This is a genomic window from Methylobacterium sp. E-066, from assembly GCF_022829635.1.
Lineage (GTDB): Bacteria > Pseudomonadota > Alphaproteobacteria > Rhizobiales > Beijerinckiaceae > Methylobacterium.
Map to the genome: position 1 here is coordinate 135,987 of NZ_JAKSYO010000214.1, position 26,897 is coordinate 162,883.

At 67.3% G+C, this 26,897-nt stretch carries 25 protein-coding genes and 1 pseudogene; 17 read left to right on the forward strand and 9 right to left on the reverse strand.

The window, feature by feature from the left end; genetic code table 11:
- The first annotated feature begins 7 nt into the window (after positions 1-7).
- The 7 genes from MKL20_RS32255 (at position 8) to MKL20_RS32285 (ending at position 12,520) form a co-directional block, all read left to right on the forward strand.
- A complete protein-coding gene (locus MKL20_RS32255) occupies positions 8-2,827 on the forward strand; it encodes a DUF4159 domain-containing protein (RefSeq protein WP_244040099.1) in 2,820 nt (939 codons plus the stop codon).
- 214 nt (positions 2,828-3,041) lie between these two features.
- A complete protein-coding gene (locus MKL20_RS32260; protein WP_244040100.1) occupies positions 3,042-5,126 on the forward strand; it encodes a hypothetical protein in 2,085 nt (694 codons plus the stop codon).
- A 281-nt stretch (positions 5,127-5,407) separates the two neighbouring features.
- Positions 5,408-7,330: an extracellular solute-binding protein gene (locus tag MKL20_RS32265; RefSeq protein ID WP_244040101.1), complete on the forward strand. Its 1,923-nt coding sequence runs from the start codon at positions 5,408-5,410 to the stop codon at positions 7,328-7,330.
- Between the two features lie 89 nt (positions 7,331-7,419).
- A complete protein-coding gene (locus MKL20_RS32270) occupies positions 7,420-9,282 on the forward strand; it encodes an extracellular solute-binding protein (protein ID WP_409568224.1) in 1,863 nt (620 codons plus the stop codon).
- A 7-nt stretch (positions 9,283-9,289) separates the two neighbouring features.
- Entirely contained in the window at positions 9,290-10,393 is a 1,104-nt protein-coding gene (locus tag MKL20_RS32275) for a microcin C ABC transporter permease YejB (RefSeq protein WP_244040102.1), read from the forward strand.
- 616 nt (positions 10,394-11,009) lie between these two features.
- Entirely contained in the window at positions 11,010-11,273 is a 264-nt protein-coding gene (locus tag MKL20_RS32280) for a hypothetical protein (RefSeq protein ID WP_244040103.1), read from the forward strand.
- A gap of 191 nt (positions 11,274-11,464) precedes the next feature.
- Positions 11,465-12,520 carry a helix-turn-helix domain-containing protein gene (locus MKL20_RS32285; protein ID WP_244040104.1) on the forward strand — a complete coding sequence of 352 codons (1,056 nt, stop codon included), beginning with the start codon at positions 11,465-11,467 and terminating at the stop codon, positions 12,518-12,520.
- Between the two features lie 114 nt (positions 12,521-12,634).
- Here MKL20_RS32285 and MKL20_RS32290 read toward each other — a convergent pair whose 3' ends face one another.
- Positions 12,635-12,898 carry an NIPSNAP family protein gene (locus MKL20_RS32290; RefSeq protein WP_244040105.1) on the reverse strand — a complete coding sequence of 88 codons (264 nt, stop codon included), beginning with the start codon at positions 12,896-12,898 and terminating at the stop codon, positions 12,635-12,637.
- A 412-nt stretch (positions 12,899-13,310) separates the two neighbouring features.
- On the opposite strand from MKL20_RS32290, the gene MKL20_RS32295 reads away from it, so the two are divergent.
- A complete protein-coding gene (locus MKL20_RS32295) occupies positions 13,311-13,847 on the forward strand; it encodes a DUF2059 domain-containing protein (RefSeq protein ID WP_244040106.1) in 537 nt (178 codons plus the stop codon).
- Positions 13,848-14,028: 181 nt separating this feature from the next.
- Positions 14,029-14,523, forward strand: coding sequence for a pyridoxamine 5'-phosphate oxidase family protein (locus tag MKL20_RS32300; protein WP_244040107.1), 495 nt, complete (start codon positions 14,029-14,031; stop codon positions 14,521-14,523).
- Between the two features lie 41 nt (positions 14,524-14,564).
- Here the strand turns inward: MKL20_RS32300 and MKL20_RS32305 are convergent, their stop codons facing one another.
- On the reverse strand, positions 14,565-15,356 hold the full coding sequence (locus MKL20_RS32305) for a helix-turn-helix domain-containing protein (protein WP_244040108.1): 792 nt from the start codon (positions 15,354-15,356) through the stop codon (positions 14,565-14,567).
- A 62-nt stretch (positions 15,357-15,418) separates the two neighbouring features.
- On the opposite strand from MKL20_RS32305, the gene MKL20_RS32310 reads away from it, so the two are divergent.
- The gene (locus tag MKL20_RS32310; RefSeq protein ID WP_244040109.1) at positions 15,419-16,615 is read left to right on the forward strand and encodes an MFS transporter; all 1,197 of its coding nucleotides are present in this window, start codon (positions 15,419-15,421) and stop codon (positions 16,613-16,615) included.
- A gap of 14 nt (positions 16,616-16,629) precedes the next feature.
- Here MKL20_RS32310 and MKL20_RS32315 read toward each other — a convergent pair whose 3' ends face one another.
- Both MKL20_RS32315 and MKL20_RS32320 read right to left on the reverse strand, forming a co-directional pair.
- The gene (locus MKL20_RS32315) at positions 16,630-17,004 is read right to left on the reverse strand and encodes an antibiotic biosynthesis monooxygenase family protein (protein ID WP_244040110.1); all 375 of its coding nucleotides are present in this window, start codon (positions 17,002-17,004) and stop codon (positions 16,630-16,632) included.
- Position 17,005: 1 nt separating this feature from the next.
- Positions 17,006-17,521: a MarR family winged helix-turn-helix transcriptional regulator gene (locus tag MKL20_RS32320; protein WP_244040111.1), complete on the reverse strand. Its 516-nt coding sequence runs from the start codon at positions 17,519-17,521 to the stop codon at positions 17,006-17,008.
- A gap of 233 nt (positions 17,522-17,754) precedes the next feature.
- Here MKL20_RS32320 and MKL20_RS32325 point away from each other — a divergent pair, with 233 nt between their 5' ends.
- Positions 17,755-18,258 carry a GNAT family N-acetyltransferase gene (locus MKL20_RS32325; RefSeq protein ID WP_244040112.1) on the forward strand — a complete coding sequence of 168 codons (504 nt, stop codon included), beginning with the start codon at positions 17,755-17,757 and terminating at the stop codon, positions 18,256-18,258.
- A gap of 151 nt (positions 18,259-18,409) precedes the next feature.
- Here the strand turns inward: MKL20_RS32325 and MKL20_RS32330 are convergent, their stop codons facing one another.
- Both MKL20_RS32330 and MKL20_RS32335 read right to left on the reverse strand, forming a co-directional pair.
- Positions 18,410-19,138: a Crp/Fnr family transcriptional regulator gene (locus MKL20_RS32330; RefSeq protein WP_244040113.1), complete on the reverse strand. Its 729-nt coding sequence runs from the start codon at positions 19,136-19,138 to the stop codon at positions 18,410-18,412.
- A 199-nt stretch (positions 19,139-19,337) separates the two neighbouring features.
- Entirely contained in the window at positions 19,338-19,592 is a 255-nt protein-coding gene (locus MKL20_RS32335) for a hypothetical protein (protein ID WP_244040114.1), read from the reverse strand.
- 172 nt (positions 19,593-19,764) lie between these two features.
- On the opposite strand from MKL20_RS32335, the gene MKL20_RS32340 reads away from it, so the two are divergent.
- Complete coding sequence (locus MKL20_RS32340; protein WP_244040115.1) at positions 19,765-19,995, forward strand: hypothetical protein; 231 nt, start codon at positions 19,765-19,767, stop codon at positions 19,993-19,995.
- Here MKL20_RS32340 and MKL20_RS32345 read toward each other — a convergent pair.
- Together MKL20_RS32345 and MKL20_RS32350 are read right to left on the reverse strand one after the other, a co-directional pair.
- Positions 19,952-21,169 carry a multidrug effflux MFS transporter gene (locus tag MKL20_RS32345; RefSeq protein WP_409568223.1) on the reverse strand — a complete coding sequence of 406 codons (1,218 nt, stop codon included), beginning with the start codon at positions 21,167-21,169 and terminating at the stop codon, positions 19,952-19,954. The genes MKL20_RS32340 and MKL20_RS32345 overlap by 44 nt on opposite strands.
- A 58-nt stretch (positions 21,170-21,227) precedes the next feature.
- Entirely contained in the window at positions 21,228-22,193 is a 966-nt protein-coding gene (locus MKL20_RS32350) for a c-type cytochrome (protein ID WP_244040116.1), read from the reverse strand.
- Between the two features lie 289 nt (positions 22,194-22,482).
- On the opposite strand from MKL20_RS32350, the gene MKL20_RS32355 reads away from it, so the two are divergent.
- Positions 22,483-23,226, forward strand: coding sequence for a 3-deoxy-manno-octulosonate cytidylyltransferase (locus MKL20_RS32355; RefSeq protein ID WP_244040117.1), 744 nt, complete (start codon positions 22,483-22,485; stop codon positions 23,224-23,226).
- A gap of 12 nt (positions 23,227-23,238) precedes the next feature.
- The gene (locus MKL20_RS32360; protein WP_244040118.1) at positions 23,239-24,096 is read left to right on the forward strand and encodes a prephenate dehydratase; all 858 of its coding nucleotides are present in this window, start codon (positions 23,239-23,241) and stop codon (positions 24,094-24,096) included.
- A 234-nt stretch (positions 24,097-24,330) separates the two neighbouring features.
- On the opposite strand, the gene MKL20_RS32365 is transcribed toward MKL20_RS32360, so the two are convergent.
- Positions 24,331-25,056, reverse strand: a complete 726-nt coding sequence (locus tag MKL20_RS32365) for a tyrosine-protein phosphatase (RefSeq protein ID WP_244040119.1) — start codon at positions 25,054-25,056, stop codon at positions 24,331-24,333.
- 218 nt (positions 25,057-25,274) lie between these two features.
- On the opposite strand from MKL20_RS32365, the gene MKL20_RS32370 reads away from it, so the two are divergent.
- From MKL20_RS32370 to MKL20_RS32380, 3 genes and pseudogenes are all read left to right on the forward strand, one after another.
- Entirely contained in the window at positions 25,275-25,781 is a 507-nt protein-coding gene (locus tag MKL20_RS32370; protein ID WP_050734398.1) for a GNAT family N-acetyltransferase, read from the forward strand.
- 111 nt (positions 25,782-25,892) lie between these two features.
- Entirely contained in the window at positions 25,893-26,429 is a 537-nt protein-coding gene (gene ppa, locus MKL20_RS32375) for an inorganic diphosphatase (protein ID WP_243963530.1), read from the forward strand.
- Between the two features lie 214 nt (positions 26,430-26,643).
- A pseudogene (locus MKL20_RS32380) lies at positions 26,644-26,897 on the forward strand (ATP-dependent DNA ligase); the annotation flags it as partial.

A 26,897-nucleotide genomic window follows, 5' to 3' on the forward strand; every position in this document is an offset into this window, starting at 1 on the left:
GGCCGCCATGCTGGGTCTGACCTTCGCGGCGCCCCTGGCGCTCGCCGCCCTGATCGGCCTGCCGGCCCTGTGGTTCCTGCTGCGGGTGACGCCGCCGCGCCCGCGCCGGATCGAGTTCCCGCCGCTCAAGCTCGTCGCCGACCTGATCCCGCAGCGGCAGACGCCGGCGCGCACCCCGCCCTGGCTGCTGCTCCTGCGCCTGCTGATCGCCGCCGCGCTGATCCTGGCGGTGGCCGGCCCGGTCTGGAATCCCGGCGGTGTCGGGGCGGGCGGCGGCCGCAGCGCGCTCCTCGTGCTCCTCGACAACGGCTTCGCCGCCGCCCACGACTGGCGCGACCGGCTGCGCGTCGCCACCGACGCGATCGAGGGCGCGGCCCGGGACGGACGGCCGGTGGCGGTGATCGGCCTGGCCGAGCCGCCCGCCGCCTTCGAGGCCAAGACCCCGGCCGCCGCCCTGGAGCGCCTGCGCGCCCTGGCCCCGCGCCCGATCCTGCCGATCCGCGACGCGCATCTCGCCAGCATCGGGACGTTCCTGGAGAAGAACCGGGGCGCCGGCCTCGTCTGGATCAGCGACGGCGTCGCCGGGGCCAGCGACGAGCGCTTCGCCAAAGGTCTGGCCGATCTCGTCGGCAACAGCGGCGCCGCCCTGACCGTGCTGCGGGCGGAAAAACCGCCGGCCCTGGCGCTCACCGCCTCCGAGACCGGCGGCACCCTCACGGCCCGGGCCCTGCGGGCGGCCCCGAACGGGCGCGATACCGGCGTGATCCGGGCCCTCGACCAGAAGGGCCTGCCGCTGGCCGAGCGCGACATCGCCTTCGGGGGCGACGCCACCGAGGCGACGGCGACCTTCGAGATGCCCGTAGAGCTGCGCAACAGCATCAGCCGCCTGGAGATCGCCGGGGAGCGCTCGGCCGGGGCCGTCGTGCTTCAGGACGAACGCGGCAAGCGCCGCCGGGTCGGGCTCGTCTTCGGCGGCACCCTCGATCAGGCCCAGCCCCTGCTGGCGCCGACCTATTACCTCGCCCGGGCGCTCCAGCCCTTCGCCGACGTGCAGGAGGCGCGCGGCGCCAAGGGCACGGCGGACTCGATCAATCAGCTCCTCGACAACCAGGTCTCGGTGCTGGTGCTCGCCGATGTCGGTGCGCTGGACGAGCGGACCACCGCCCGGGTCGAGAGCTTCGTGAAGGCCGGCGGCATGCTGCTGCGCTTCGCCGGCCCGCGCCTCGCCGCCGGCAACGACCCGCTCGTGCCGGTCCGCCTGCGCCGGGGCAACCGGACGCTCGGCGGCACCCTGTCCTGGGACAGCCCCAAGACCCTGGCGCCGTTCCCGCCCGAGAGCCCCTTCGCCGGCCTGACCCCGCCGGCCGATATCGGCGTGCGCCGCCAGATCCTCGCCGAGCCGGACGGCGACCTGCCGAACCGGACCTGGGCCTCCCTGCAGGACGGAACGCCGATCGTCACCGCGCAGAAGCGCGGCCAGGGCACGCTGGTGCTGTTCCACGTCACCGCGGACACGACTTGGTCGAACCTGCCGCTGTCGGGGCTGTTCATCGACATGCTCCGGCGCGTGGTCGGCCTGGCCGGCACCTCGGCGCCCCCGGCGGGCGAGGCGAACCGCGCGTCCGCTGTGGTGCTCGCCCCCCGGGCGACGCTGGACGGGTTCGGAGTCCTCGGCTCGCCCCCCGCCTCGGCCACCGCGGTGGCGGCCGACTATGCCGACCGGGGGAACGCCGAGCACCCGCCGGGCTTCTACGGACCGGCCGATGGCGGCATCAGCGTCAACGCCCTCAAGCCCGACGACCGCCTGAAGCCCCTCGACACCGCGGCACTGGACGGTGCCCGGATCGGAACCCTCGCCGGAGCCGAGACCCTGGATCTGCGTCCCACGTTGTTCACCCTGGCGCTGCTGCTGCTCGCCCTCGACACCCTGGCGGGCCTGTGGCTCGGCGGCTTCCTGCGCCGCTCGGCCTGGGCGAGCCGCCTGCGCGGGCGCCCGGCGGTGCTGGCCTTCGCCGGTCTGCTGCTGTTTGCCGCCCTGCCGGCACAGCCGCTGCGCGCCGAGGAGCCCGCGGCCAACCGGCCGAACGGCATCGAATCGTCCTTGGTTACGCGGCTCGCCTACGTGATCACCGGCGACGCCGCCCTCGACGAGGCCAGCCGGACCGGTCTGACCGGTCTGACCCAGATGCTCGCCTCGCGCACCGCCCTCGAACCGGGCGAGCCTGCCGGCATCGACCCGGCCAAGGACGAGCTGGCCTTCTATCCGCTGATCTACTGGCCGATCGCACCGTCCCGGCCCCAGCCCTCCGAGGCGGCGATCCGCAAGATCGATGCATTCATGCGCAACGGCGGCACGGTCCTGTTCGACACCCGCGACGCCCTCACCGCCCGACCGGGCGGCCCGCCCTCCCCGGAGGCGGCTTACCTGCGCAAGATGCTGGCGACCCTCGAAGTGCCGGAGCTGGAGCCGGTGCCCCTCGACCACGTCCTGACCAAAGCGTTCTATCTCGTCGACAGCTTCCCGGGCCGCTACGCCACGGGCCAGACCTGGGTCGAGGCGCTGCCACCCGCCGCGGAGGGCGCCGAGCGCCGCCCGGCCCGGGCCGGCGACGGCGTCAGCCCAATCATCATCACCGGCAACGACCTCGCCGCCGCCTGGGCGGTGGGCCGCCGCGGCGAGCCGCTCTACCCGGTGGTCGGCGGCGACCAGCGCCAGCGCGAGATGGCCTTCCGCGGCGGCGTGAACATCGTGATCTACACGCTCACCGGAAACTACAAGGCGGACCAGGTCCACGTGCCCGCGCTGCTGGAGCGGCTGGGGCAGTGATTTCTTTGGACACAGTCCCCGGGCAGCGCCTGCTCCCACCAACCCCCCTCATCCTGAGGTGCGGCCGCGAAGCGGGCGCCTCGAAGGGGCCCTCCAGCGGTCTCGGCGATCCCTGGAGCCCTCCTGCGAGGCCGCTGACGCGGCACCTCAGCATGGGGGGGTTTGATGGGCCGGCGGCCACATCCCTCACATGCATCTCGGAGGCTTGCACGCCATGCTGAGCCTCAGCTTCACCCCTCTCCTCCCGTGGCCGGTCCTGGCAACCCTCGGGCTCATCGTCGTCGTCCTGGCCGTGCTCGCCTTCGTGGCGCGGGGCCGGACGGCGCTGCTGCGCGCCGTAGTGCTCGCCCTGGTGCTGGCGGCCCTCGCCAACCCCGCTCTGGTGCGGGAGGACCGCGAGCCGGTGAAGGACATCGCGGCCATCGTGGTCGACCGCTCCGGCTCGCAGGCGCTGGGCGACCGGCCGCAGATGACCGACGCGGTCCGGGCCGAGTTGCAGCGCCGCTTCGGCGCGCTCACCAACATCGAGCCGCGCTTCATCGACGTGCCCGACGCCAAGGACGGCGACGACGGTACCAAGCTGTTCACGGCGCTGGGCCAGGCGCTCGCCGACGTCCCGCCCGAGCGGCTCGCCGGGATCGTGATGCTCACCGACGGCGTGGTCCACGACATCCCCACGGCGATGGCCCAGCTCGGCATCAAGGCGCCGCTCCACGTCTTGGTCACTGGCCATCCGGACGAGCGCGACCGGCAGATCAAGCTCCTGGAGGCACCCCGCTTCGGCATCGTCGGCAAGGATCTCACGATCCGCGCCGAGGTGATGGAGCGCGGTGGCACCGGCCACGCGGTCGTCACGGTCCGCCGCGACGGCGAGGAGATCGACCGGCGGGATGTCGCCACCGACAAGCCGTTCGCGCTGACCACTCGGATCGAGCATGGCGGCCCGAACGTCGTCGAGATCGAGGTCGAGCCGCTGCCGGGGGAACTGACCACGGTCAACAACCGCGCGGTCCTGCCGATCGAGGGCATCCGCGAGAAGCTCCGGGTGCTCCTGGTCTCCGGCGAGCCGCATCAGGGCGAGCGGACTTGGCGCAACCTCTTGAAGTCCGACGCCAACGTCGACCTCGTGCACTTCACCATCCTGCGCCCGCCGGAGAAGCAGGACGGCACGCCGATCTCCGAATTGTCGTTGATCGCGTTCCCGACCCGCGAGCTGTTCGTTCAGAAGATCAAGGATTTCGACCTGATCATCTTCGACCGCTACGCCAACCAGAGCGTGCTGCCGCAGGCTTATTTCGACAACATCGTCCGTTACGTCCGCGAGGGCGGCGCGCTGCTCGTCGCCGCCGGCCCCGAATATGCCGGTCCGGCGAGCCTCGCCCGCACGCGGCTCGCCGGCATCCTGCCGGGCGACCCGGACGGGCGGGTGGTCGAGCGCCCCTACAAGGCGACGCCGACCCAGGTCGGCCAGCGCCACCCGGTCACCCGCGACCTGCCGGGCTCGGACGCCAACCCGCCCGCCTGGGGTGACTGGTTGCGCATCGTCCAGGCTCGTACCCGGCCCGGCATCCAGCCGATCCTGTCGGGGGCCGACGGGCTGCCGCTGCTCGCCCTGTCCCGGGAGGACAAGGGCCGGGTCGCTCTGCTCCTGTCCGACCATGCCTGGCTCTGGGCCCGGGGCTACCAGGAGGGCGGCCCCTATCTCGACCTGCTGCGCCGCTTGGCCCATTGGCTGATGAAGGAGCCGGCCCTCGAAGAGGAGGCCCTGCGGGCGCAGACCACCGGCCGCGGCCGCGAGGTGCGGGTCGAGCGCCAGACCATGGCCGAGCAGGTCGAACCGGTCACCGTCACCGGGCCGACCGGCAAGGTCACGACGCTCACCCTCAAGCCCGGCGAGCCCGGCCTGTTCACCGCCACCTTCGACGCCGAGACCCTGGGATTGCACACCCTGCGCTCAGGCAACCTCGTGGCCTTCGTCAGCGTCGGCCCGGCCAACCCGCGCGAGCTCGCCGACGTGTTCAGCGACACCGAGCGCCTGAAGGCGGTGACGGAGGGTTCTGGCGGCTCGATCCGGCGGGTCGCGGATGCCGGCGGCACCACCCAGGTGCCACGGCTCGCCACCGTGCGCAGCGGCCGCCTGGCCGGCGGCGACTGGATCGGCTTCCGCCCGAGCGACAGCGCCAATATCCGCGGCGTCGAGGTCTATCCCCTGGCCCTCGGCCTCGCCGCCCTGGCCGCCCTGGCGGCGGCCGTGCTCGCCATGTGGCTGGTCGAGGGACGCCGCGGGCGGGCGGTTTAATTCTTTTGGAAGCGAATGTAGCTCGGCAGGGTACTATCCTGGGATCAGCCTGTCCCTACATCCGCGACGAGCCCCCTCTCCCGTGCGGGAGAGGGTTGGGGTGAGGGATACGCCTTATCAGGAGGAACCTGTCCCCTCACCCTGTCCCTCTCCCGCACGGGAGAGGGGACCCGCGCCCTGTCCGGCCCCTGTCGCGAGGCCTGACATCGAGGCGACCCGCAAACATGCAACCTCGACGCCCGGCCCGGACCCGGCCTAAGACCGAGCTTGGTCGATCCCGAATGCCCCCGCACCGCCTGGTGCGCCGACATGGAGACAGCCTGCCCGTGAGTGGACGCCTCCTCGCCGCGACGCTCGTCGTCGCCTGCCTCCAGTTCGCCCCGGCCCGGGCGCAGGAACCGGCCGCGATGCCGGCCGCCACCGGCCAGTGGACCCACGCCATCACGTTGATGGGCGAGCCCAAATACGGCTCCGACTTCAAGCATTTCGACTATGCCGACCCCAACGCACCGAAGGGCGGCCTCGTGCGGATGGGCGCGCAAGGTGGCTTCGACAACTTCAACATCGTGGTCGCCGGCCTGAAGGGCGACCTCGAGAACGGGGTCCAGCAGATCTACGATACGCTGATGACCGAATCCTCGGACGAGCCGTTTACCTCCTATGGCCTTCTGGCCGAGGCGGTGCGGATCGCTCCCGATCTCGGCTCGGTCTCCTATCGCCTGCGCGAGAACGCGCGCTGGCATGACGGGAAGCCGATCACCCCCGAGGACGTGGTCTGGTCCTACGGCGTGCTGAAGGCCAACAGCCCGTTCTACGCCGCCTACTACCAGACGGTCGCCAAGGCCGAGGCGACCGGCCCGCACGAGGTGACCTTCACCTTCACCGAGAAGGGCAACCGCGAGCTGCCGCAGGTGATCGGCCAGCTGCGCGTCCTGCCCAAGCACTGGTGGGAGGCCAAGGACGCCAACGGCAAGCCGCGCAGCCCCACCGAGACCACCCTGGAGCCGCCGCTCGGCTCCGGCCCCTACCGGCTCGCCAAGTTCGAGCCCGGCCGCAGCGTCACCTACACCCGCGTGCCGGACTATTGGGGCAAGGACCTGCCGGTGAATGCCGGGCGCTACAACTTCGACACCGAGCGCTTCGAGTATTTTCGCGACGGCACCGTGCTGGTCGAGGCCCTGAAGGGCGACCTCTACGACTTCAGGGCCGAGAACATCGCCCGCAACTGGGCCACCGCCTACGACGACTTCCCGGCCGTGAAGGAGGGGCGCCTGATCAAGGAGGCGTTCCCGGAGCGCGGCACGGGCATCATGCAGGCCTTCGCGTTCAACACCCGCAGGGACAAGTTCAAGGATCCGCGGGTGCGCCGGGCCTTCAACCTGGCCCTGAACTTCGAGGAGATGAACAAGGCCCTGTTCTACGGCCTGTACAAGCGGATCAACTCCTACTTCTTCGGCTCAGAGCTCGCCTCCGCGGGCCTGCCGGAGGGCGAGGAGAAGGCGATCCTGGAGAGCGTCAAGGACAAGATCCCAGCTTCGGTCTTCACCACGCCCTACGCCAACCCGGTGAACGAGACCCAGGACGCCGTGCGGAAAAACCTGCGCGAAGCTGTCGGACTGCTGCGCGAAGCCGGCTACGAATTGCGCGGCGGAAAGATGGTCAACAAGGCCACCGGTGAACCGCTGACGGTCGAGTTCCTGGAGTTCCAGAATGCATTCGAGCGGGTGATCCTGCCCTTCTCGGCGCAGCTCAAGCTGATCGGCATCGACGCCACCCTGCGGGTGATCGATGCGGCCCAATACCAGAACCGGATTCGCGATTTCGATTTCGATATCGTCGGCAACGTGTGGGGCGAGTCGCTCTCGCCGGGCAATGAGCAGCGCGAGTTCTGGGGCTCGGCGGCGGCCGACAAGCCGGGCTCGCGCAACCTGATCGGGATCAAGGATCCCGGCATCGATGCGCTGATCGAGAAGGTGATCTACGCCCCCGACCGGGCTGGTCTGGTCGCCGCCACCCGGGCGCTGGACCGGGTGCTGCTCGCGCACGATTACGTCGTGCCGCAATGGTCGGCCAGCGAGCAGCGGACCCTGCGCTGGAACCGGTTCGGCCATCCGGCGATCCTGCCGCGCTACGCCGGCTCCGGATTCCCGACGACGTGGTGGTACGACGAAAAACTGGCCGCCAAGACCGGAGCCCCGCGTTGACGAAAGCGCTCACCGCCGAAGTGGATACCGGTTCGGCGCAAGTGCGTGCGTCAGACCAAGGATCGAGAGCCGCTCTCGATTGCAACGCGATCGAGAGCGGCTCTCGCCGCCCCTGGCGGCCGAGCCGGCGCGGCCTTGTGCTCGGTGCCGGCGCCCTCGCGGCGATCCGTCCCGCCTGGGCAGCCGGCGAGGAACGCCACGGCCTGTCGAGCTTCGGCGAGCTGAAATACGGCCCCGGCTTCGAGCGGTTCGACTACGTGAACCCGATCGCCCCGAAAGGCGGCCGCTTCTCGACCCAGCTCGCCGGGACGATCGGCAACCAGTCGCTCAACACCTTCAACACGCTCAACATCTACGTGCTGCGCGGTGACGGCGCGGCCGGGCTGGACCAGACCTTCGACAGCCTGATGGTCCGCGCGCTCGACGAGCCGGATGCGGTCTACGGGCTGGTGGCGCGGGCCGTCACGGTGAGCCCCGACGGCCTGACCTACACCTTCGCATTGCGGCCCCAGGCCCATTTCCACGACGGCTCGCGGCTCACCGCCCGGGATGCCGCCTTCAGCCTCAAGCTCCTGCGCGACAAGGGCCATCCGTCGATCGCCGAGGTGATCCGGCCGATGACCGACGCCCGGGCCGAGGGCGACGACACCCTCGTCGTCACCTTCGCGGAGGGCCGCGCCCGGGACCTGCCGCTGTTCGTGGCCCAGCTGCCGATCTTTTCCGCTGCCTATTACGGCGCCCGCGACTTCGAGGCGTCGAGCCTCGAGGCGCCGCTGGGCTCCGGCCCCTACCGAGTCGGCGCGGTCGATCCCGGCCGCTCGATCGGTCTGGACCGGGTCCCGGATTACTGGGCGGCGGACCTCGCCGTGACGGCCGGGCAGAACAATTTCGACGCGATCCGCTACGAGTATTTCCGCGATCGCACCGTGGCCTTCGAGGCGTTCAAGAGCGGCGCCTTCACGTTTCGCGAGGAGTTCACCGCCCGGGTCTGGGCCACCGGCTACGACTTTCCCGCCGCCACCGAGGGCCGCGTGATCCGCCAGACCGTGCCGGATGCGCGGCCCAGCGGCACGCAGGGCTGGTGGATCAACACCCGCCGCGCGCCGTTCCGCGATCCGCGCATCCGCGAGGCGATCGGCTTGTGCTTCGACTTCGAATGGTCGAATCGCAACCTGATGTACGGCGCCTACACGCGCACCGCTTCGTTCTTCGAGAATTCCGACCTCAAGGCCACCGGCAAGCCCTCGGCCGAGGAGCTGGCCCTGCTGGAGCCGTTCAAGGACCTCCCCCCGGAGGTGTTCGCCGAAGCCTGGACGCCGCCCGTCTCGGACGGGTCCGGCCAGGACCGGGCGCTGCTCAAGCGCGCCGACGCGCTGCTGCGCGAGGCCGGCTGCACCCGCCAGGGCGGCGGCCTCCTGCTGCCGGGCGGCCAGCCCCTGGCCATCGAATTCCTGGACGACGATCCCGTCTTCCAGGCGGTGACCCAGCCGTTCATCCGCAATCTTGGGCTGCTCGGGATCAAGGCGACCCACCGCACCGTCGACCCGTCGCAGTACCAGGCCAGGGTCAACGACTTCGACTTCGACGTCACGTCCCGCCGCTTCGCCGGCGGCGTCACCCCGGGCTCGGAGCTGCGCGAGCTCTACGGCTCCCGGGCGGCCGCCACCCCGGGCTCCAACAACCTCTCGGGCGTGGCCGACCCGGCCATCGACGCGCTGCTCACGGCCATCGCGGATGCCAAGTCCCGCGCCGCGCTGACGACCGCATGTCAAGCGCTCGACCGGGTGCTGCGGGCCCGGCGCCTCTGGGTGCCGATGTGGTATTCCGGCGCGCATCGCCTGGCCCTGTGGGACCTCTACGGCCGCCCCGCGAACCCGCCGACATACGATCTCGGCGCCCCCGGCACCTGGTGGTACGAGGCCGACAAAGCCAAGCGGATCGGGCGGGACTAGAACCAGTATGCTCGGCTACATCCTGCGCCGCATCGGCCTGATGATCCCGACCCTGTTCGGGATCATGCTGATCACCTTCACCATCGTGCAATTCGCCCCCGGCGGCCCGGTGGAGCGAGTGCTCTCGCAGATGAAGGGCCAGGGCGACGGCGCCCTGTCGCGAGTCACCGGCGGGACCGGCGATCTCGGCGGCGGCGGCCGGTCGGCAGGGGGCGGCGAGGGCAATTCCCGCTACCGCGGCGCCCAAGGGTTGAGCCCGGACTTCATCGCCAAGCTGGAGAAGCAGTTCGGCTTCGACAAGCCGGCCCCGGAGCGCTTCGCCAAGATGCTCTGGGACTACGCAAGGTTCGATTTCGGCCGCAGCTATTTTCGCGACGTCACCGTCATCCAGCTGATCAAGGAGCGCCTGCCGGTCTCGATCTCCCTCGGCCTGTGGATGACGCTGCTGTCCTACGCGATCTCGATCCCGCTGGGCATCCGCAAGGCCGTGAAGGACGGCGAGCGGTTCGACCGCTGGACCTCCTTTGTGGTGATCATCGGCTACGCGATCCCGGGCTTCATGTTCGGGCTGATGCTGATCATCCTGTTCGCGGGCGGCTCGTTCTACCAGTGGTTCCCGCTGCGCGGCCTGACCAGCGAGGGCTGGGAGAGTTTTTCCACCTGGCACAAGCTCACCGACTATGCCTGGCACATGGTGCTGCCGCTCACTGCCCTGGTAATCGGCGCCTTCGCCACTTCGACGCTGCTCACCAAGAATTCCTTTCTCGACGAGATCCGCAAGCAATACGTCCTCACCGCCCGGATGAAGGGCCTGTCCGAGCGCCGGGTGCTCTACGGCCACGTCTTCCGCAACGCCATGCTGATCGTGATCGCCGGCTTCCCGGGCGCGTTCATCTCGGCCTTCTTCACCGGCTCGCTGCTGATCGAGACGATCTTCTCCCTCGACGGCCTCGGCGAATTGTCGTTCCGGTCGATCGTGGGGCGCGACTATCCGGTGGTGTTCGCGACCCTCTACATCTTCTCCCTGCTCGGGCTGGCGGTGAACCTGCTCTCAGACCTGATCTACGTCTGGATCGACCCGCGGATCGATTTTTCCGCGCGGGCGACGTGAAGAGCTGAACGGGCGATATCGGGTGCTGGGTGCGGGCTGGTTTCGACCCAACTCGGCCACCTGCATCGCCTTCGGCGCTTCCCGAAAACGGCCCTTCGTCAGCCGACCACCGGCTTCGGCTAGGGATAGCAACTGGACCTTGGTCTTTCGTTTCAAAGTAGACGTTTCGTCTCCCACCAAACCTAAATTGCAATCAATTAACTTCGTCCTTCGCCGAAGAAGTATTATTTTCGAGCGAGTGGAAATTATCAAATCATTACCTACGGTAAAAATATTATATATGTCTTATTTATCATCACATACTAATTAAAATCTGCGGCAAACGATCTCAATGCATGTTCTGAGTGGAAGAATTTCTATCAATACATCGATAAATCGCGTGTTATACACATTTTTTGCAGCATTGGCAGATATGAACACACTCGATGCGGCATCTATGTGGCAATGATATTTATATATTCTGCATCTGGCGGAAGATATAGATAATACGCAACGTTACTACATCTACTGACTTGCTTCCTATTTTTGTAATTTTCTTACATTTCCGCAATCCGAAATGCAATGCTAGGATGTATTGCTATAACAGACAACCAGCATCCCATTTTTGAGGATCTCCATGGACATGCCGACGCCCAAGGGCCTCGACACGGAACCGGATACCAACAACGACGCGACGCTCGCCCGGTTAGCGCGAACGCTCGGCTGCAAGCCGGACCGCTTCTTCGACGTAGCTCGCACGGGCAAGGCGAAGGACACCTCGGAACTGATTCACGTATGGCTCGCGATCAGAAGCCCCGAAGGTCGAGATGCGGTGTTCGCTTTCGCGCGCGAGGTTCTGAATTCAGAGACGAAGGCAGCACACCACAATTTCCGCAAATAAATCACACCGGTAGAACCTATTATAATCGCACTGCGGGCTCGACTTGATCAATATAAATAATTGTCATTGTTTGATAATCGAGAAATCAAACTAATTTTGGATTGTATATATGCGTACCAATTTAACAACGACTATGTATATCAATTTACGTCGATGTAAAAATCCGATTTACTGAGATGGAGTGAAAGGAAATGCGTGATTTATTCCTAACAAAGGCCGCAAAACCACAAGATCGATATAAAGATTGGCGAGAATTCTCTGATGAGCGTTTCATGCCGATGGTTCACACCCGAACCAATGACGATGTTTTCGACGCCTCCGCCAAAGGAACGGCCTTAAGTTTTTTGGATATCACTCGGGTTTCATTAAGTGCAGTAACGCTGGATGCCACCGCTCAAACCGTTCGGCATCATCTTAATAAACCTGACGTGCTTGGCTTCAGCATAAAGATAGATGGTGGGTGCGCAGTAACTCAATATGATCGGACATTTATTCAGAAGCGCGGCGATATATCAATCGTGGATGCAAACGCGCCCTTCAGATTTACGCACTTTGAAAAATCTGAACATCTAATTGTTCAAATACCTCGAAGCAAGATTGAGTATCAATTAGGATCTGCTCGTAATTTTGTGGCACTCAGCATGAAAGATGCGCCGACGTCTACCCTTGTTGCATCATTTTTTCGGAATTTGCTTCAGATCAATCACGAACTGACGACCGATGCGGCTAGCCGATTGGCATCCATCGGCTCCGATCTCATCGTGGCCAGTGTAGCGGAACGCATGGCCATGGAAACGCCCAAATCTCTGCGGGGCACGGTTGCCGTGCAAAATGCCAAGGCATACATTGAAAGCAATATATCCGATCAAAATCTTGCCCCATCACAAGTAGCTGCTGCCGTAGGTGTTTCCTTACGTCAATTGCAAACCTTGTTTAGCGATCGTGGCCAGCAATTGTCGGCGTGGATATGGCGTAGAAGGCTTGAAATTGCAGCAGAACGGCTGACCGATCTTAGTATCGCACATCTGTCTATTGGAGATATTTCCTATTCCTGCGGATTCTCAAATCAATCACATTTCTCTCATCGTTTTAAAGAACGGTATGATATCAGCCCACTTGAATTTCGACATCTCAAGTCGTCAGCCGGCACGATGGCGACGTCTGCTTCAACGCTCACCCATCAGAGGCAGGTGATAGCAAAACCTCTGTGGACCCCCCCTCGGGTGGAAGCGATTTCCAGCGGATAGCACAGTGTCGGATGCTGCCATCTGCTCGGCCTCTCGATACGGCTGTTGGCTGCAGCCCGGATGGGCGTTCACGGATCGAAACCAAGTCACTCAAAGCTCCAGGCTGGCGAAGGCTCAGATGTGCGTGATCCGCGGGGCGCCGTCGAGGGCGTACAGGTTGGTCACGAGATGCGCGGTGTAGGCCCGGGCCGGCGCGATCGCCGCCTCCCAGGCTGCCAGCGTCGGCGCGAGGCCGCCGGGCCTGAGCCGATAGGTGCGGATCTCGTACATGCCGTCGCGCGAGCCGATCCGCACCGGCGGCAGGAACAGGAACGGTGCGTCGCTGTCCATGGTCAAGGCCGTGATGTGATCGCCCGCGTGGAACGGCAGGGCGTTCATCAGGGCGCTCCGCCGTCATCGCCTCGGGGGCCTCGAAGCCGAGCAGCGTCCCGGCCTCCGCCTCGGCGGCCCAGGCCCGCGCCCGCTCGGAGACCTGGCCGACCGCAAGCAATGGGCACGATAGCCTCGCGCGCTCACAGAGCAGGCTTGGAGGCTCGTCGATGCCAGCCGCGCCTCCCGCCCCAACCAACATGGCTTCGATCCCGGGACGCAGGTGCGGTGGCCGGCGCAATGCTCCGACGACGCTCGACCTCCGCGCCACCAAAACGCGAAACGCCGGGGCCATGCGCGCTCGCTTCAAGGCAGCCTGTCACGATCAAAGCTTCAGCCTCATTGATCCCGACCACGATTGCGGTAGCACTGCACGGGCCGTGCAACGCAGGATCGTACGGCGATCGTGATCGGAGCACCCATGCGCCTCTCGACCCTCCTCGTCGGCCTTTGTCTCGGAACCGCGCTGCCCGGCGCGGTGCTGGCGCAGCTGGCCCCGAAACCCGCGCCGGCGGCGGCACCGGATCCGGCGCTGCTGAAGGTTGCCCGGGAGACGGTGGCACAGATGCAGGGGGATCGCGCCGCCACGCTCGGCTCGATGGCGGCCCCAATGGTCGGCATGATGCAGCAGATCGGCATCAAGGAGCCCGACAAGGCGCAGGTGCTGGTCCAGGAGGTCGTGATGCCGACCCTGTCCGCGCATTACGACGAACTTCTCGACATCCAGGCCCGGGGCTTTGCCACGATCCTGAGCAAGGACGACCTGCAGGCGATCGCGGCGTTCTACGCCACGCCCACCGGCAAGCGCCTCGCGGCTGCCCAGCCGCAACTCGCCCAGATCCAGCTGGCGGGCATGCAGCAATGGATGCAGGCGGTGGCGCCCGAGATGCAGGCCAAGATCGTCAAGGCGGTCCAGGCCCATGGCTGGGGTCCGGGCGGCCAAGCGAAGCCGAAGTAAGGCGGTTTCATTTAGGAACGCACCGGCCTTCGCCAGCTCGAACCCAATGACGCTCGGGATACCAGCTGATCTCGAACGTCTTTTCCGCACCACATATCTTGCTTCACGACGCCGAATCGGTGATTGATCGCAGACGAGCGAGATTTCTATAAATTATCCTAAATATACACAATCATTTTAAGTGGCGAACTATAATATACGGGCTATTTTTATGCTTAATGAGGCGATTAGATCGAGCATCGGGAATTCGGTTCTCTGCTGGCTGGCCACGGTCGACTCGGCAGGGTTACCGAACGTCACTCCCAAAGAGATTTTTAAAGATTACGGTGACAATCACATTGTTATTGCTGACATTGCATCCTCGAATTCAACCCGCAATATCTCAAACCATCCGTCAGTCTGTGTCAGCTTTATCGACGTATTCCGGCAGTGTGGCTTCAAGATCGACGGCACCGCGAGCCTGGTGACGCCGGACAAGAATGATTTCCCGGTCGTTGGCGCTGAACTTCTCCGAATGACTGGAGACATTTATCCGATACGCAACATCATCCTGATCGCGATCGATCGTGTTTCACCGATATGGGCGCCGAGCTACAAATTGCTTCCGGATCAAACCGAGGCGCAGCGAATGCAGCAAGCCTTCGATACCTACGGTGTCATTCCAGTCGATCGATAATCGACCCTCTTTTACCCGGACGCTGTGATCACGCCGAACCCTCACTGCCCCCCCAAGACCCGCGCCACGGTGCTCCGCAGGGCCTGAGCGCTCCGGTAACCCACCGCCGCGGCGACCATCCCCGGCGGACGGCCCTCGGCAGTCAGCGCGAGCGCCCGGATCACCCGGGCCCGCGCCCGCCAGTCACCAAAGCTGAGCCCGGTCTCGGTGCGGAACCGCCGGGTCAGGGTGCGCCGGCTTGCCCCGGCGCGGTCGGCCCAGGCGTCGAGGTCCTCCGCCGCCGCGGGATCCTCGATCAGGGCGAGGCAGACCCGGCGCAGCCGGGCATCCCGGGGCAGCGGCAAGGTGAGCGGCGTCTCGGGGGCGCGGCCGATCTCGTCGAGCACCAGGGCGGCGAGGTGGCCGCCGCGGCCGGCCTCGTCGTACAGAACCAGCTCCGCCCCCAGCGCCGCGAGCGCCGCGGCGAGCAGGGGCGAGACCAGGATCACCCGGCAGCGATCCGGGAAGGCCGACACCGCGGCCGGGTCGAGATAGGCCGAGCACATCGCCACCGCACCGTGGGTCGCCACAGCGTGCGGCAGGCGCGGCGGGATCCAGAGCGCGTGCCCCTCCGGCACCACCCAGGTGCCGTCCTCGGCCGAGGCCGTCATCAGGCCCTCCGTGGCGTAGAGGAGTTGCGCGCGCGGGTGGAAATGCTGGTCCAGCCGCATCCCGGCTGGGTAGGTCTTGGGCATCACCGCGACGGTGCGGGGCACGTCCTGATAGTCGGCGGCATCCGTCGAGCGTCCGAGACGCAGCTGCCCGCTCGAAAAAAGTGGCCCGTTCGCATTCATATCCGGCCCGACACCTCCATCGGGCCAGGGTATCAGGGGACGATCCCGGAGGATACGCCGCGATGGATGCCGAAACCCTGTCCCGCCGCACGCTGCGCTTCGTCAACGTCGCGCATGCCCTCGATCACTTCGTGCTGCTGATCTACCCGACCGCGGTCATCGCCATCGCGGCCCAGACCGGGCTCGGCTACGGCGAACTGATCGGGCTCGCCACCGGTGCCTTCGTCGCCTTCGGCCTGTGCTCGCTGCCGATGGGTTGGCTGGCGGATCGGTTCGGCCGGCGCACCATGCTGGCGGTGTTCTTCTTCGGCTACGGCCTGTCCTGCCTGGGGGTGGCGAGTGCAACGACGCCCCTGAGCTTCGCGCTCTGGCTGTGCGTGCTCGGCCTTGCCTCGGCGATCTACCACCCGGTCGGCTCGACCATGCTGGTGACCCATGCGCGCCGGCTCGGGCGCGACCTCGGCGTCAACGGCGTCTGGGGCAATCTCGGCGCCGCCTCGGCTTCGGGGGTGACCGCGCTGCTCGCCACCACCGCCGGCTGGCGGGCGGCCTTCGTGGTGCCGGGCCTCGTCTGCCTCGCCTGCGGCGCCGCCTTCCTGGCGCTGGTCCCGGGCGACGGCGAGGCCGGGGGCAAGAAGGCCGGGGGCGCGGCCGCAATCGCGGTGAGCCGGCCCTTCGCGCTGATGGCCCTGTACGCCCTGGCGATCTTTGCCGGCGGCGTCACCTTCAACCTGACGACGATCAGCCTGCCCAAGGTGATCGACGAGGGCGTCGGCCACGCCCTGCCGCTGGCGCTGATCGGCTCGCTCGCCACCGTGGTCTTCCTGTTCGGCGCGCTGATGCAGCTCGCCATGGGCCGGCTGATCGACCGGTTCAGCCTGCCGTCCCTCTTCGTGACCCTCTCGGTGCTGCAGCCCCTGGGCCTCGGGATCGCGGCCCTCTCCACCGGCCTGCCGCTGCTCGCCGGGCTGATGCTCGCCATGACGGCGATCTACGGGCAGGTGGTGATCAACGACGCGATGATCGCCCGCTACGTGCCGCCGGCCTACCGGGCCCGGGCCTACAGCGTGCGCTACTTCGTCGGCTTCACCGCCAGCGGCTTCGTGGTCCCGGCGATCGCGGTCCTGCACGACCGCGGCGGCTTCGCGCTGGTGCTCGGCATCGCAGCCGCCTGCGGCGCGGTGATCTGGCTCTCGGCGATCGGCTTTTTGCGGGTGACTCAAGGAGGCCCGCGCCCCGCCCTGGCGGCGGCGGAATAGGCCGCCAGCCGGATTTACGCGACGCAGATGCCCGGGACGGCGACCGGCCGGAACAGATGCGGACTGGCCGTCGCGCTGTCCGGGTAATCGGCGAGGCGGGCCTGAAATTCCGGGTCGGCGAACGCCGCCCGGAACTGCGCGACCGACTCCCAGACGGCGTAGTTCAGGAACGCACCGCTGCCGGCGATGCCGCGATGCAGCTGGGTCGAGATGAAGCCCGGCTGGCGCTTCATGATCGCGGCGTCGGCGCTCCAGGCGGCGAGCAGGCGCTCGGCATCCGCGGGGGGCACGACGAACGTGTTGACGAGGACCACCGGCCCGCCGGCATCCGCATCCTTGAGCTGCTCGGCCAGCGTGACGGTGCGGTCCATCTCGATAAGGTTCGGCATCTCAGCAAGTCTCCTTCGATCTCTGCGCGGTGGGGGTTGAGGCGGGGGGATTGTCGAGGCGACGCTGCAACAGGCGCAGCAGATCACGGGCGGCCTCGATGCGCTCGAGCGGAAGGTCGGCGGCCAGAGCCTCGGCCCAGGATTCCTGGCGCCGGCTCGCGGCTTGATAGGCGGCCTCGCCCTGCTCGGTCATGCTGACCAGCATGGCGCGCCGATGGTGCGGGTTCGGATCCAGGCGGACGAGACCGTCCGCGCGCATGTCGTCGACGGAGCGCTGAACCGCCTGGCGGGTCAGGCCCATGTTGCGGGCGATGTGCGCCACCGGGAGCGGGACCGACGCGAACGCGATGGCGCCCAGCACCTGCCAGCGGGCACTGGTCAATCCAAGATCCGCAACCAAAGCGTCGCCGGAGGCGAGCAGGGCGCCGTTGAGCCGGAACACGTCGATGACGAGGTCCGTCAGCGCATCTCGGCGCCGGACAGCCGGCTTGGCTGACGAGGGATCCGCTTGCGTCATGCTCGCGACCATAGACAATCGCAACGAGCTGTCAAATTGACAGCGTGTTGTCATTTTTCCCGAAGATGGAATGCTTTTCGGACCATTGGGAAGCCTCGCTCCGTCGGCTGCCCACATCGCATCTCGGCCCGTCGTGGATCGGGGATCCGCACCATCGTCACCTCCCGCGGCGCGGTTTGCCGCCCCGGGCCGGCGCTGCTACGCGGCGATGGTTCCGAGCCGCGAGCCCGCCCTTGACCACACTCTCCCTCGTGATCCGGCCCGAGCGGCCGGAGGACGCCCCCGCGATCGAGCGGCTCCAGGCCCGGGCCTTTGGTCCCGGACGGTTCGCGCGCACCGCCTACCGGTTGCGCGAAGGTGCGGCCGAGCGGATCGATCTCGGCGTCACCGCCTCGGTCGGCAGTTTTCTGGTGGGCTCGGTGCGGATGGGGCCGGTGCGGACTGGGGCTGTGCCCTTCGTCATGCTCGGCCCCCTGGCCGTGGATCCGAGCTTCGCCGGCCGCGGCATCGGCGGCACCCTGACCCGCGCGGGCGTCGAGGCCGCCCGGCAGGCTGGCGAAGGCTTGGTAATCCTGGTGGGGGATGCGCCCTATTACAGCCGCTTCGGCTTCACCCCGGTCCCGCCGGGCCGCCTGACCCTGCCGGGACCGGTGGACCCGACCCGGCTCCTGTGGCTGGAACTGACGAGCGGCTTCGGCGCGGGCGTGTCTGGCTTGGTCAAGGCGGTACGAACCTGAACTCTCGCGCGACGCGCGACTCACAGAACGTCATGGTTTCAAAAGGGCAGGCCCTTTTGCGGGTCCAGGGCGGTTCCCTGGTTCATCGGGGCTCCGCCCCAAACCTCGCCAATGGGCTGAGCCCTTTGGAATCCCCGGCTTCGTCCCCGTTCTAGACCTGCGGCTCGACGCGTCCTTCGATCAGGCGCGCGTACTCGGTTTCCGCCGTGCCGTAGCCGTCCCCGGCGCAGTCGAGCAGCCCGTCGCGATCGGTGACTTCGACGCTGCCGCGGCGCTTCCGCACGAAACCGTCCTTCTCCAGCGTCCGCAGGGCCGCCGTCACGCCCGGGCGCTCGACGCCCAGCATGAACGACATGAAATCCTGCGTGACCGTGATCTGGTCGCCGTCGACCCGGTCGTGGCACATCAGCAACCACCGGGCGAGGCGGGTCGCCGTGTTGCCGCGCGCGTTAGCGAAGGCTGTCTGGGCCGTCTGGACGAACTGCGCTTGGATGAAGCGATGCAGCAGCCGGCGCAGGGCCGGGCGCAGGGCCACCTCGGTCCGCAGCACCGCCACGTCGAGGCTCAGCATGTGCCCGGCCATCTGCACGAAGTGGGTATGCGGGCTGCGGTCGTCGTCGAGCAGGATCGGGGCGGCGCCAACCAGACCCTCCCGGCCAATCAGACCGATCTCGACCCGGCCGCTGGGCTCGTCGTTGGTGATCGAGACGAAGCCCACCTCCGGGAAGTGGACCGCCTCAATCGTCGTATGAGAGGAGATCAGCACGTGGCGCAGACGCATCTCCTGGAGATGCAGCGCCGGCTGCAGCGCCGCGAAATCCTCCGGGAGAAGCACCCGGAGGAGGCGGTTGCGCACGTCCGATTGGTGAGGGGAAGCCATATTGCTCGCCTGCTACGGGCAAGAGCACACAGCGTCCCTCAATCACCAGCGCCCGAATCATGGCCGGCGATCGTCTCGATATGGTTTTTTCCCTCGTTACCGCAAGTGTTGCCGAAATGGCGTGTGAGTTTTACAGGACCCATCCGAGAATATTTCCCACATTCGAGCCGATCGATAACGCCCGTCGGATATTTTTTATCTATTTTCGGCCGAAATTATCGGATTGTGCCTTCAGGATTTCTTGGACACACGCGAAGACAGCCCGTCGATCCTCGGGGGCTCGGATCGCGAGCCACATCTGCAGAAGCTGAGCCGTGTGGCCGACCGAAGGGCCATCGGGTGCCTCGAAGAACAGATCCGTCGAACAGCCGAGCACCGCCGCCAGATCATCGAGCCTCCCCGACGTCCGAGCGGGGGCCAGCGCATTCAAGGCGTTCGGGGTTTTCATATCCATTTCGGGATCTCGATCGATAAATCACGTCGCAATGGCGACGAAAGCGTCTTATCACTGTAAATCGAGTTGCAAAACGGTAATTAAAATACAATACTTCAGAATGCGGAGATCTGAATGTAAAATTCTTACATTCCGAAAGCCAAATTCGAGCATCTTACAAATTGGATATGCAATGAAGCGGGCCTCTGACCTTGATGCCATAGCAGATGCGTGTATCGCCGCCCATGCCGTCATCGCGGAACACGGCACGCCGCAGATGAAGATGCTGAGCCGGGTTCTGCTGCACATTGTCGGCAAGGAGATCGCGCGGAACCTGTCATCCTCGCAGCATGAGGACGATCAGGCGCTGCATGGGGAGATCACGCGCGTCGCAGCGCCAGGGCTGCGACCAGGCCGGCCGTGAGCAGCGCCAGGGCCACGGGGGTCGCCGACGTCGCGGGCCAAGCCGAGGCCGCGGCCGTGAACAGAGCCCCGAAGGTCATCTGCGTGAAGCCGTAGAGACTGGAGGCGGAGCCCGCCGCATGCGGATCGACGTTCATCAGGCCGGCCACCGCATTGGGGCTGAGCAGGCCGACCCCGACCGCGTAAGCAAACAGCGGCACGATCAGGCTGACGACGCCGAGCATTCCCGTCCGGTCGACCAGCAGCAGCGCCAGGGCCGACGCGATGCACAGGAGGTTGCCGCTGCGCGCCGCCTTGCGGATCGGCACCCGGGTCGCGAGCCGGCTCGCCATTACGGCGCCCCCGACCATGCCGAACACCACGATCAGGCAATCGAACCCCACCTCCTGCGATGAGCGCCCGAGCCGGTCGACGAGTAGGAACGGCGCCACCGCCAGGAAGGCGTAGAGGCTGGTTCCGCCGCAGGCCCCCGCCACCAGGTAGGCGCGGAACACTGGGATCTTCACGAGCCGCAGATAGCCCGCCAGGACCGCGACGAAACCGGGCAGCGCCACCTTGTGCCGGTTGGTTTCCGGCAGGGTGAACACCACCAGGGCGCCGAGCAGAGCCACGATCCCGGCGAGCACCACGAACACGGCGCGCCAGCCGAACGCCTCGTTCACCACTCCGCCGATCGCCGGGGCCAGGGCGGGGGTGAGGGTCATGGCGGTGGTCAGGATCGCGAGCTTTTTGGCCGCGTCCTCGCGGGTCGAGACGTCCCGCACCATCGCCCGGCCGATCACCAGGGAGCCGCAGGCCCCGAGCGATTGCAGCACCCGCGCCACCAGCAGAGTGCCGATGTTCTGGGCCGGGATCGCGAGCAGCAATCCGGCCAGGTAGAGGCCCAGCCCGCCGATCAGGATCGGCCGACGGCCGTACCGGTCGGAGAGCGGGCCGTACAGGAGTTGGCCGCCCGCAAGCCCGATCAGGTAGACCGTGATGGTGAGCTGCGCGGCGGCCGTGGTGGTGCCGAGGTCGGCGGCGGCGGTGGCGAGCGCGGGCACGAAGATGTGCAGCGCCACCGTGCCGGTCATGGTCACGGCGACCAGCAACGGCAGGGGCGCCCGGCGCCCCGCCGGATCGGCGCTTCGATCGGGCAAGAGAATTCCTTCGCGGTGTCTGACCCGAACTGACATCGGGTCGCGGCCGCCTCAAGGCAAAGGCCGGGCCTGAGCCCGACCGGCTCCCTCGTCCCTACTCCTTCGGCGTTGGCAGCGGCGCGTTGAGGTCCTTGGTCGGGCCGTCGACCTCGAGGTTCTTGGCCCGGTCCACCGCCTCGGGATTGGCCTGGGCCGGGGGCTCCTTGGCGGCCGGGGCGGATGGCGCGGTCGGCTCGGCGGGGATCAGGCTCGACGGCGTGCCCTGCTGGTCGCCGTCATGGGCGCCGGCCGGCGGAGCCGGGGCATTGCGGTCGCTCGATTCGCTCGGCGCGCGCGGGCTGCCCGCGGATTTCTCCTCGACCGGCTTGGCCGTGCTGGTATCGGCGGGCTTGGCCGGGCTGTCCTTGCCCTCGGAGGCCTTGCCGGCGGCCGGCTTGTCGGCAGACGGCTTTTCAGGCGCGGGCGCGGGCTTGTCCTCGGACTTGGCGGCGGCGGGGGCTGCCTCCGGCTTGGCGTCGCTCTTCTCGACGGCCGGCAGCGGCTTGGGGCTGTCGGCGTTGGCGCGCAGGTAGGCGATGACGTTGGCGCGCTCCTGTGGCGAGGCGATTCCGGCAAACGCCATCTTGGTGCCCGGCGCGTAGCCCTTCGGGCTGGTCAGGAAGGCGTCCAGGTCGTCGTAGGTCCAGGCCCCGCCCTTGCCCTTCAGGGCCGCCGAGTATTCGAAGCCGGCATGGCCGCCCTTCGGCCGCTCGACCACCTCGTACAGGTCCGGGCCGACCTTGTTCGGGCCGCCCTTCTCGAAATTGTGGCAGGCCCGGCAGGCCTTGGTGCCGGCCTCGCCCTTCTCGGCGTTGGCGCTGGCGAGCCGCACCGCGATCGGCTCGACCTTGGCCTCCGGGGCCGCGGCGGCGGCCTGCGGCTCCGGCTCGGGCAAGTCGTAACCGGCTTTTCCGGCAGGTCTCGGATGGTAGATCAGCTCGGCGACGAACCCCGATCCGGCCGCGAACAACAGGGCGCCGAGCACGGCACCGAGCACTTTGTTCACCTCGAATGAGTTCATGCTCTTCTCTCGATCTGCCCATGCCGTCACAGGCAGGCACGCCGGGACACAGGACCTTGGAAGATTTCAAGGGTGCTTAGCCGTTCCGGCACGATCTTGACAATGGTGGTCGAGGGATCCGTGCCGTCGCGGGCCAAAACCCCCGTGCCAAATCGCCGAGCTTGTCACCCGGCGGCATCATTTTGCCGGATCGCGAGAGGGAGACCCACGTCGGCGCCAGGGACGACAACCGGGAACAGGCCTGTTAAGCAGCCGCGCTCCGCTGCGAGCCCCTGATCCCCGATCTTTCATGTCCGATCCCCTCGTCCTGATTCCGGCCCGCCTCGCCGCGACGCGCCTGCCGAACAAGCCGCTGGCCGAGATCGCCGGCGAGGCGATGATCGTCCATGTCTGGCGCCGGGCCATGGAGGCCGGGATCGGCCCCGTGGTGGTGGCCACCGACACCGCGGAGATCGTCCGCGTCGTCGAGGCGGCCGGTGGCATCGCCGTGATGACCCGGGCCGACCACCCGTCCGGCTCGGACCGCCTCGCCGAGGCGCTGGAGAGCGTCGACCCGGAGGGGCGCCACGACGTGGTGGTCAACGTCCAGGGCGACCTGCCGACCATCGATCCCGCGATCATCGGCGCCTCGATCGGCCCGCTCTCGGACCGGACCGTGGACATCGTCACGCTCTGCGCGCCGATCACCGACCCGCACGAGGCCGACAATCCCAACGTGGTCAAGCTGGTCGGCCATCAGGTCGGCCCGGGCCGCCTGCGGGCGCTCTACTTCACCCGCGCCCGCGCCCCCTGGGGCGAGGGTCCGCTCTGGCACCATATCGGCCTCTACGCCTATCGCCGCACCGCGCTGACCCGCTTCGTCGCCCTGCCCCCCGGGGAGCTGGAGACCCGGGAGAAGCTGGAGCAGCTGCGGGCGCTGGAGGCCGGCATGCGCATCGATGCCGTCATCGTCGACGACCTGCCGCTGGGCGTCGACACCCCCGCTGACCTGGAGCGCGCCCGCGCCCTGCTCCAGGCCCGCCGCCTGAACTGAACCGCATTCCCGATGACCGACCGCACCATCGCCTACCAGGGTGAGCCCGGGGCCAACTCGCACATCATCTGCGCCGAGGCGTTTCCGGACTGGGTTCCGCTGCCCTGCGCCACCTTCGAGGACGCCTTCGCGGCGGTCACGGAGGGCCGGGCGCAGCGGGCGATGATCCCGATCGAGAACTCGATCGCCGGCCGGGTGGCCGACATCCACCACCTGATCCCGACCTCGCCGCTGCACATCGTGGCCGAACATTTTCTACCGATCCATTTTCAGCTGATGGTCCTGCCGGGCACCGCATTGGAGACCGTGCGGACCGTGCACAGCCACGTCCACGCGCTGGGCCAGTGCCGGCGGATCGTCCGCCGGCTCGGCCTGAAGGCCGTGGTCGCCGGCGACACCGCAGGCGCCGCTCGCGAGGTCGCGGAGATCGGCGATCCGAGCCGGGCCGCCCTGGCGCCGGCGCTGGCCGCCGAGGTCTACGGCCTCGACATCCTGGAGCGCGACGTCGAGGACGAGGCGCACAACACCACCCGGTTCGTGGTGTTCTCCCCCGATCCCGAACCGGTGGCGGCCGGGACCGGCCCGTGCGTGACCAGCTTCGTGTTCCGCGTGCGCAACATCCCGGCTGCCCTCTACAAGGCGCTCGGCGGCTTCGCGACCAACGGCGTCAACATGTCGAAGCTCGAGAGCTACATGATGGACGGCGAGTTCACCGCCACGCAGTTCTACGCCGAGGTGGACGGCCATCCCGACGACCCGGGCCTCGCCCGGGCGCTCGACGAGCTCGGCTATTTTTCGCGCGAGCTCAGGGTGGTCGGCACCTACCCGGCGCACCCGTTTCGCGAGGCAGCGCGGCCGGCGGCGGAGTAGGGCCAGGACCGGCGGGGTACGGACGGCGGACGTGTTGACCACGCTGTCATTCCGGGGCGCCGTAGGCGAACCCGGAATCCAGAGCCGCCGACGGTGCAAAACCTGCTCCTGCCTGTGGTTATGGATTCCAGGCTCCGCAGCGCGGCCCCGGAATGACGCCGTGACGGATTGAACGAGGCTGTGCCGTCAGTTTGGCTCGGCAACGTTGAGGTCGGCCAGGAACGACGCCTCCGATCACTCCCGCCGCAGCACCCGGTCCACAGCTAGATCCGACCAGAACCCCGGCCGAAAATCCCGCTTGAGCGCCTCCGGGTCATAGATGGTCTCGACCCAGGTCAGGAAATCGATCCCCTTGGCCTCGCCCTCCACGCGGTAGCGCGCGAAGAACGCGTCGAGGATGCCGGTCTTGGCGAAGCGGAGATGGCCGTAGCGGGCCGAGAGCTGGCGGGCGGCCTCGGCCACCGGGCGGTTCTCGTGCAGGATCAGGTAGAGGGCCGAGGCGAGCCCGGCCCGGTCGGCGCCCGACTTGCAGTGCATCACCGCCGGGTACTGGATGCCGGCGAAGAAATCCTTCGCGGCGAGCAGGGTGGCGCGGTCGGGAGCCTCGCGGGAACGCAGCACGAACTCGACCAGGGTGAGCCCGTGCCGCTCGCACGCCTCCCGCTGCAGCGGCCAGGAGCCGTGCTCGCGCCCGCCGCGCAGGGAGATGACCGTGCGGACGCCCTCGGCGCGGAAGCGCGCGAGCTGGTGCGGCCCGGGCTGGGCCGAGCGCCAGAGCCGGCCGGTGCCGACCCGGTGACGGTTGAGATAGGCCAGCCGGAACACGCCGTGATCGATCAGCAGCATGTTCGCCCAGGCCTTCAGCCGGTCGCCGGGCCCGGCGATCGGCCGCTCGAAGCGGGCGATCCGGGCCATGCGGCGCGCGTAGCGCGTCTCGGGCTTGAGGAAGCGGTTGAACACGATGGGGGCTGCCGAGGAATCGGGAGCCGGCTCTAACAGCCCCCCGGAAGCCCGGCAATTCGCCTGTCGGACCGGCCGGTCACGCCCTTTTCCCACGGACCACGAAAACGTTCCAAAAAAACCGGCGCCGATCTTGCCTTCACTCTGCCTGGATCGGGATCGAACCTGGGCGGGCCGCGCGGGTTATCCGACGGTCGACGGGGGAAGGCCGGAAACCCATGAGCACGCGCACCACGAGCATCCGCCGGGCTCGCGAGGCCGATCTCGGCAGCCTGTCGACGGTGTTCGATGCCTCGTGGCGCGAGGCCTATCGCGGCATCATCCCCGGGGTGGCTCTGGAGCGGCTGATCGCCGGGCGCGACCGTGCCTGGTGGCGCAGCGCCCTGCGCCGGGGCCGGCCGATCGCCCTGGTCGAGACCGGCGAGCGGGTGGTCGGCTACGCCGCCTACGGGCGCACCCGCAGCCGGGCGCTCGGCACCGAGGCGGAGATCGACGAGCTCTACCTGCTGCCGGAATACCAGGGGGTCGGCCTCGGACGCCGCCTGTTCAAGGCGGTCCGCAACGATCTCGCCGATCATGGCCTCACCCAGCTCGGCGTCTGGAGCCTGGAGGACAATGCCCGGGCCGGCGCGTTCTACGAGGGGCTGGGCGGCCAGGCCGGGCCGCGGGTGCTGGACCGGGTGGCGGGGGTCGCGCTGCCCAAGGTCGGTTACCTGTTCAGCTAACGTTTCTTGGGACTCGTTGCCGGCCTCGCGCCGATACTGATTTGCATCGTGGAGCCAGGCATCTAAGAGGTCGGGGAAGCGGTGCAAGCCGCATCCCGGAAGCGATACGCCATGAACATCGACGCCATCCCGCTCGGCAAGAAGCCCCCGCACGACGTCAACGTCATCATCGAGGTGCCGCTCGGTGGCGAACCAATCAAGTACGAGATGGACAAGGAATCGGGCGCGCTGGTCGTCGACCGGTTCCTCTATACGCCGATGTTCTACCCCGGGAATTACGGCTTCATCCCGCACACCCTGTCGGGCGACGGCGATCCCTGCGACGTGCTGGTGGCCAACACCCGCGCGGTGCTGCCCGGCGCGATCATCAGCGCGCGCCCCGTCGGCGTGATGGTGATGCAGGACGAGGGCGGCGAGGACGAGAAGGTCATCGCGGTTCCCTCCCGCCACCTGACCAAGCGCTACGACCGGGTCGAGAACTACACCGACCTGCCCGACATCACGATCCAGCAGATCCAGCACTTCTTCGAGCACTACAAGGATCTGGAGCCCGGAAAGTGGGTCAAGTTCGTCCGCTGGGGCGACAAGGAAGAGGCCCACCGGCTGATCGAGGAAGCGATTGAGCGGGCGAAGAACAAGAAAGCCTGAGGCTACAAGGATCCAGATCTCCCCCTCATCCTGAGGTGCCGGGCGATCGCAGATCGTTCGGCCTCGAAGGAGCCCTCAGACATCTCAGCGATCCCTGGAGGGCTCCTTCGAGGCCCGCTGACGCGGGCACCTCAGGATGAGGTCGAGGGTGAGACCACCCGAAGTCCTATAGAGCCCCTTCCCTTGATGGGACGAGCTCGCTGATCTTTCTTATTCAGCCATGACCGGCACGCTGAATTTTCGCGAAGCCAAGCCGGCGTTCATCCGCGGCCTGGTGGAAGCGCGCATCGACCCCGTGCTGTTCCGCCTGTCGCACAACTACGTCGACGATCTGGCCGAGACCACGGCGTTGATCTGGCCCTCGACGCCTCTTCCGCCCCCCTCCGTGGGCTCCGGTCTTCACCCGGCACCGAATGAGGCGCAGGTCCCCTCTCCCGTGCGGGAGAGGGACAGGGTGAGGGATGCGAC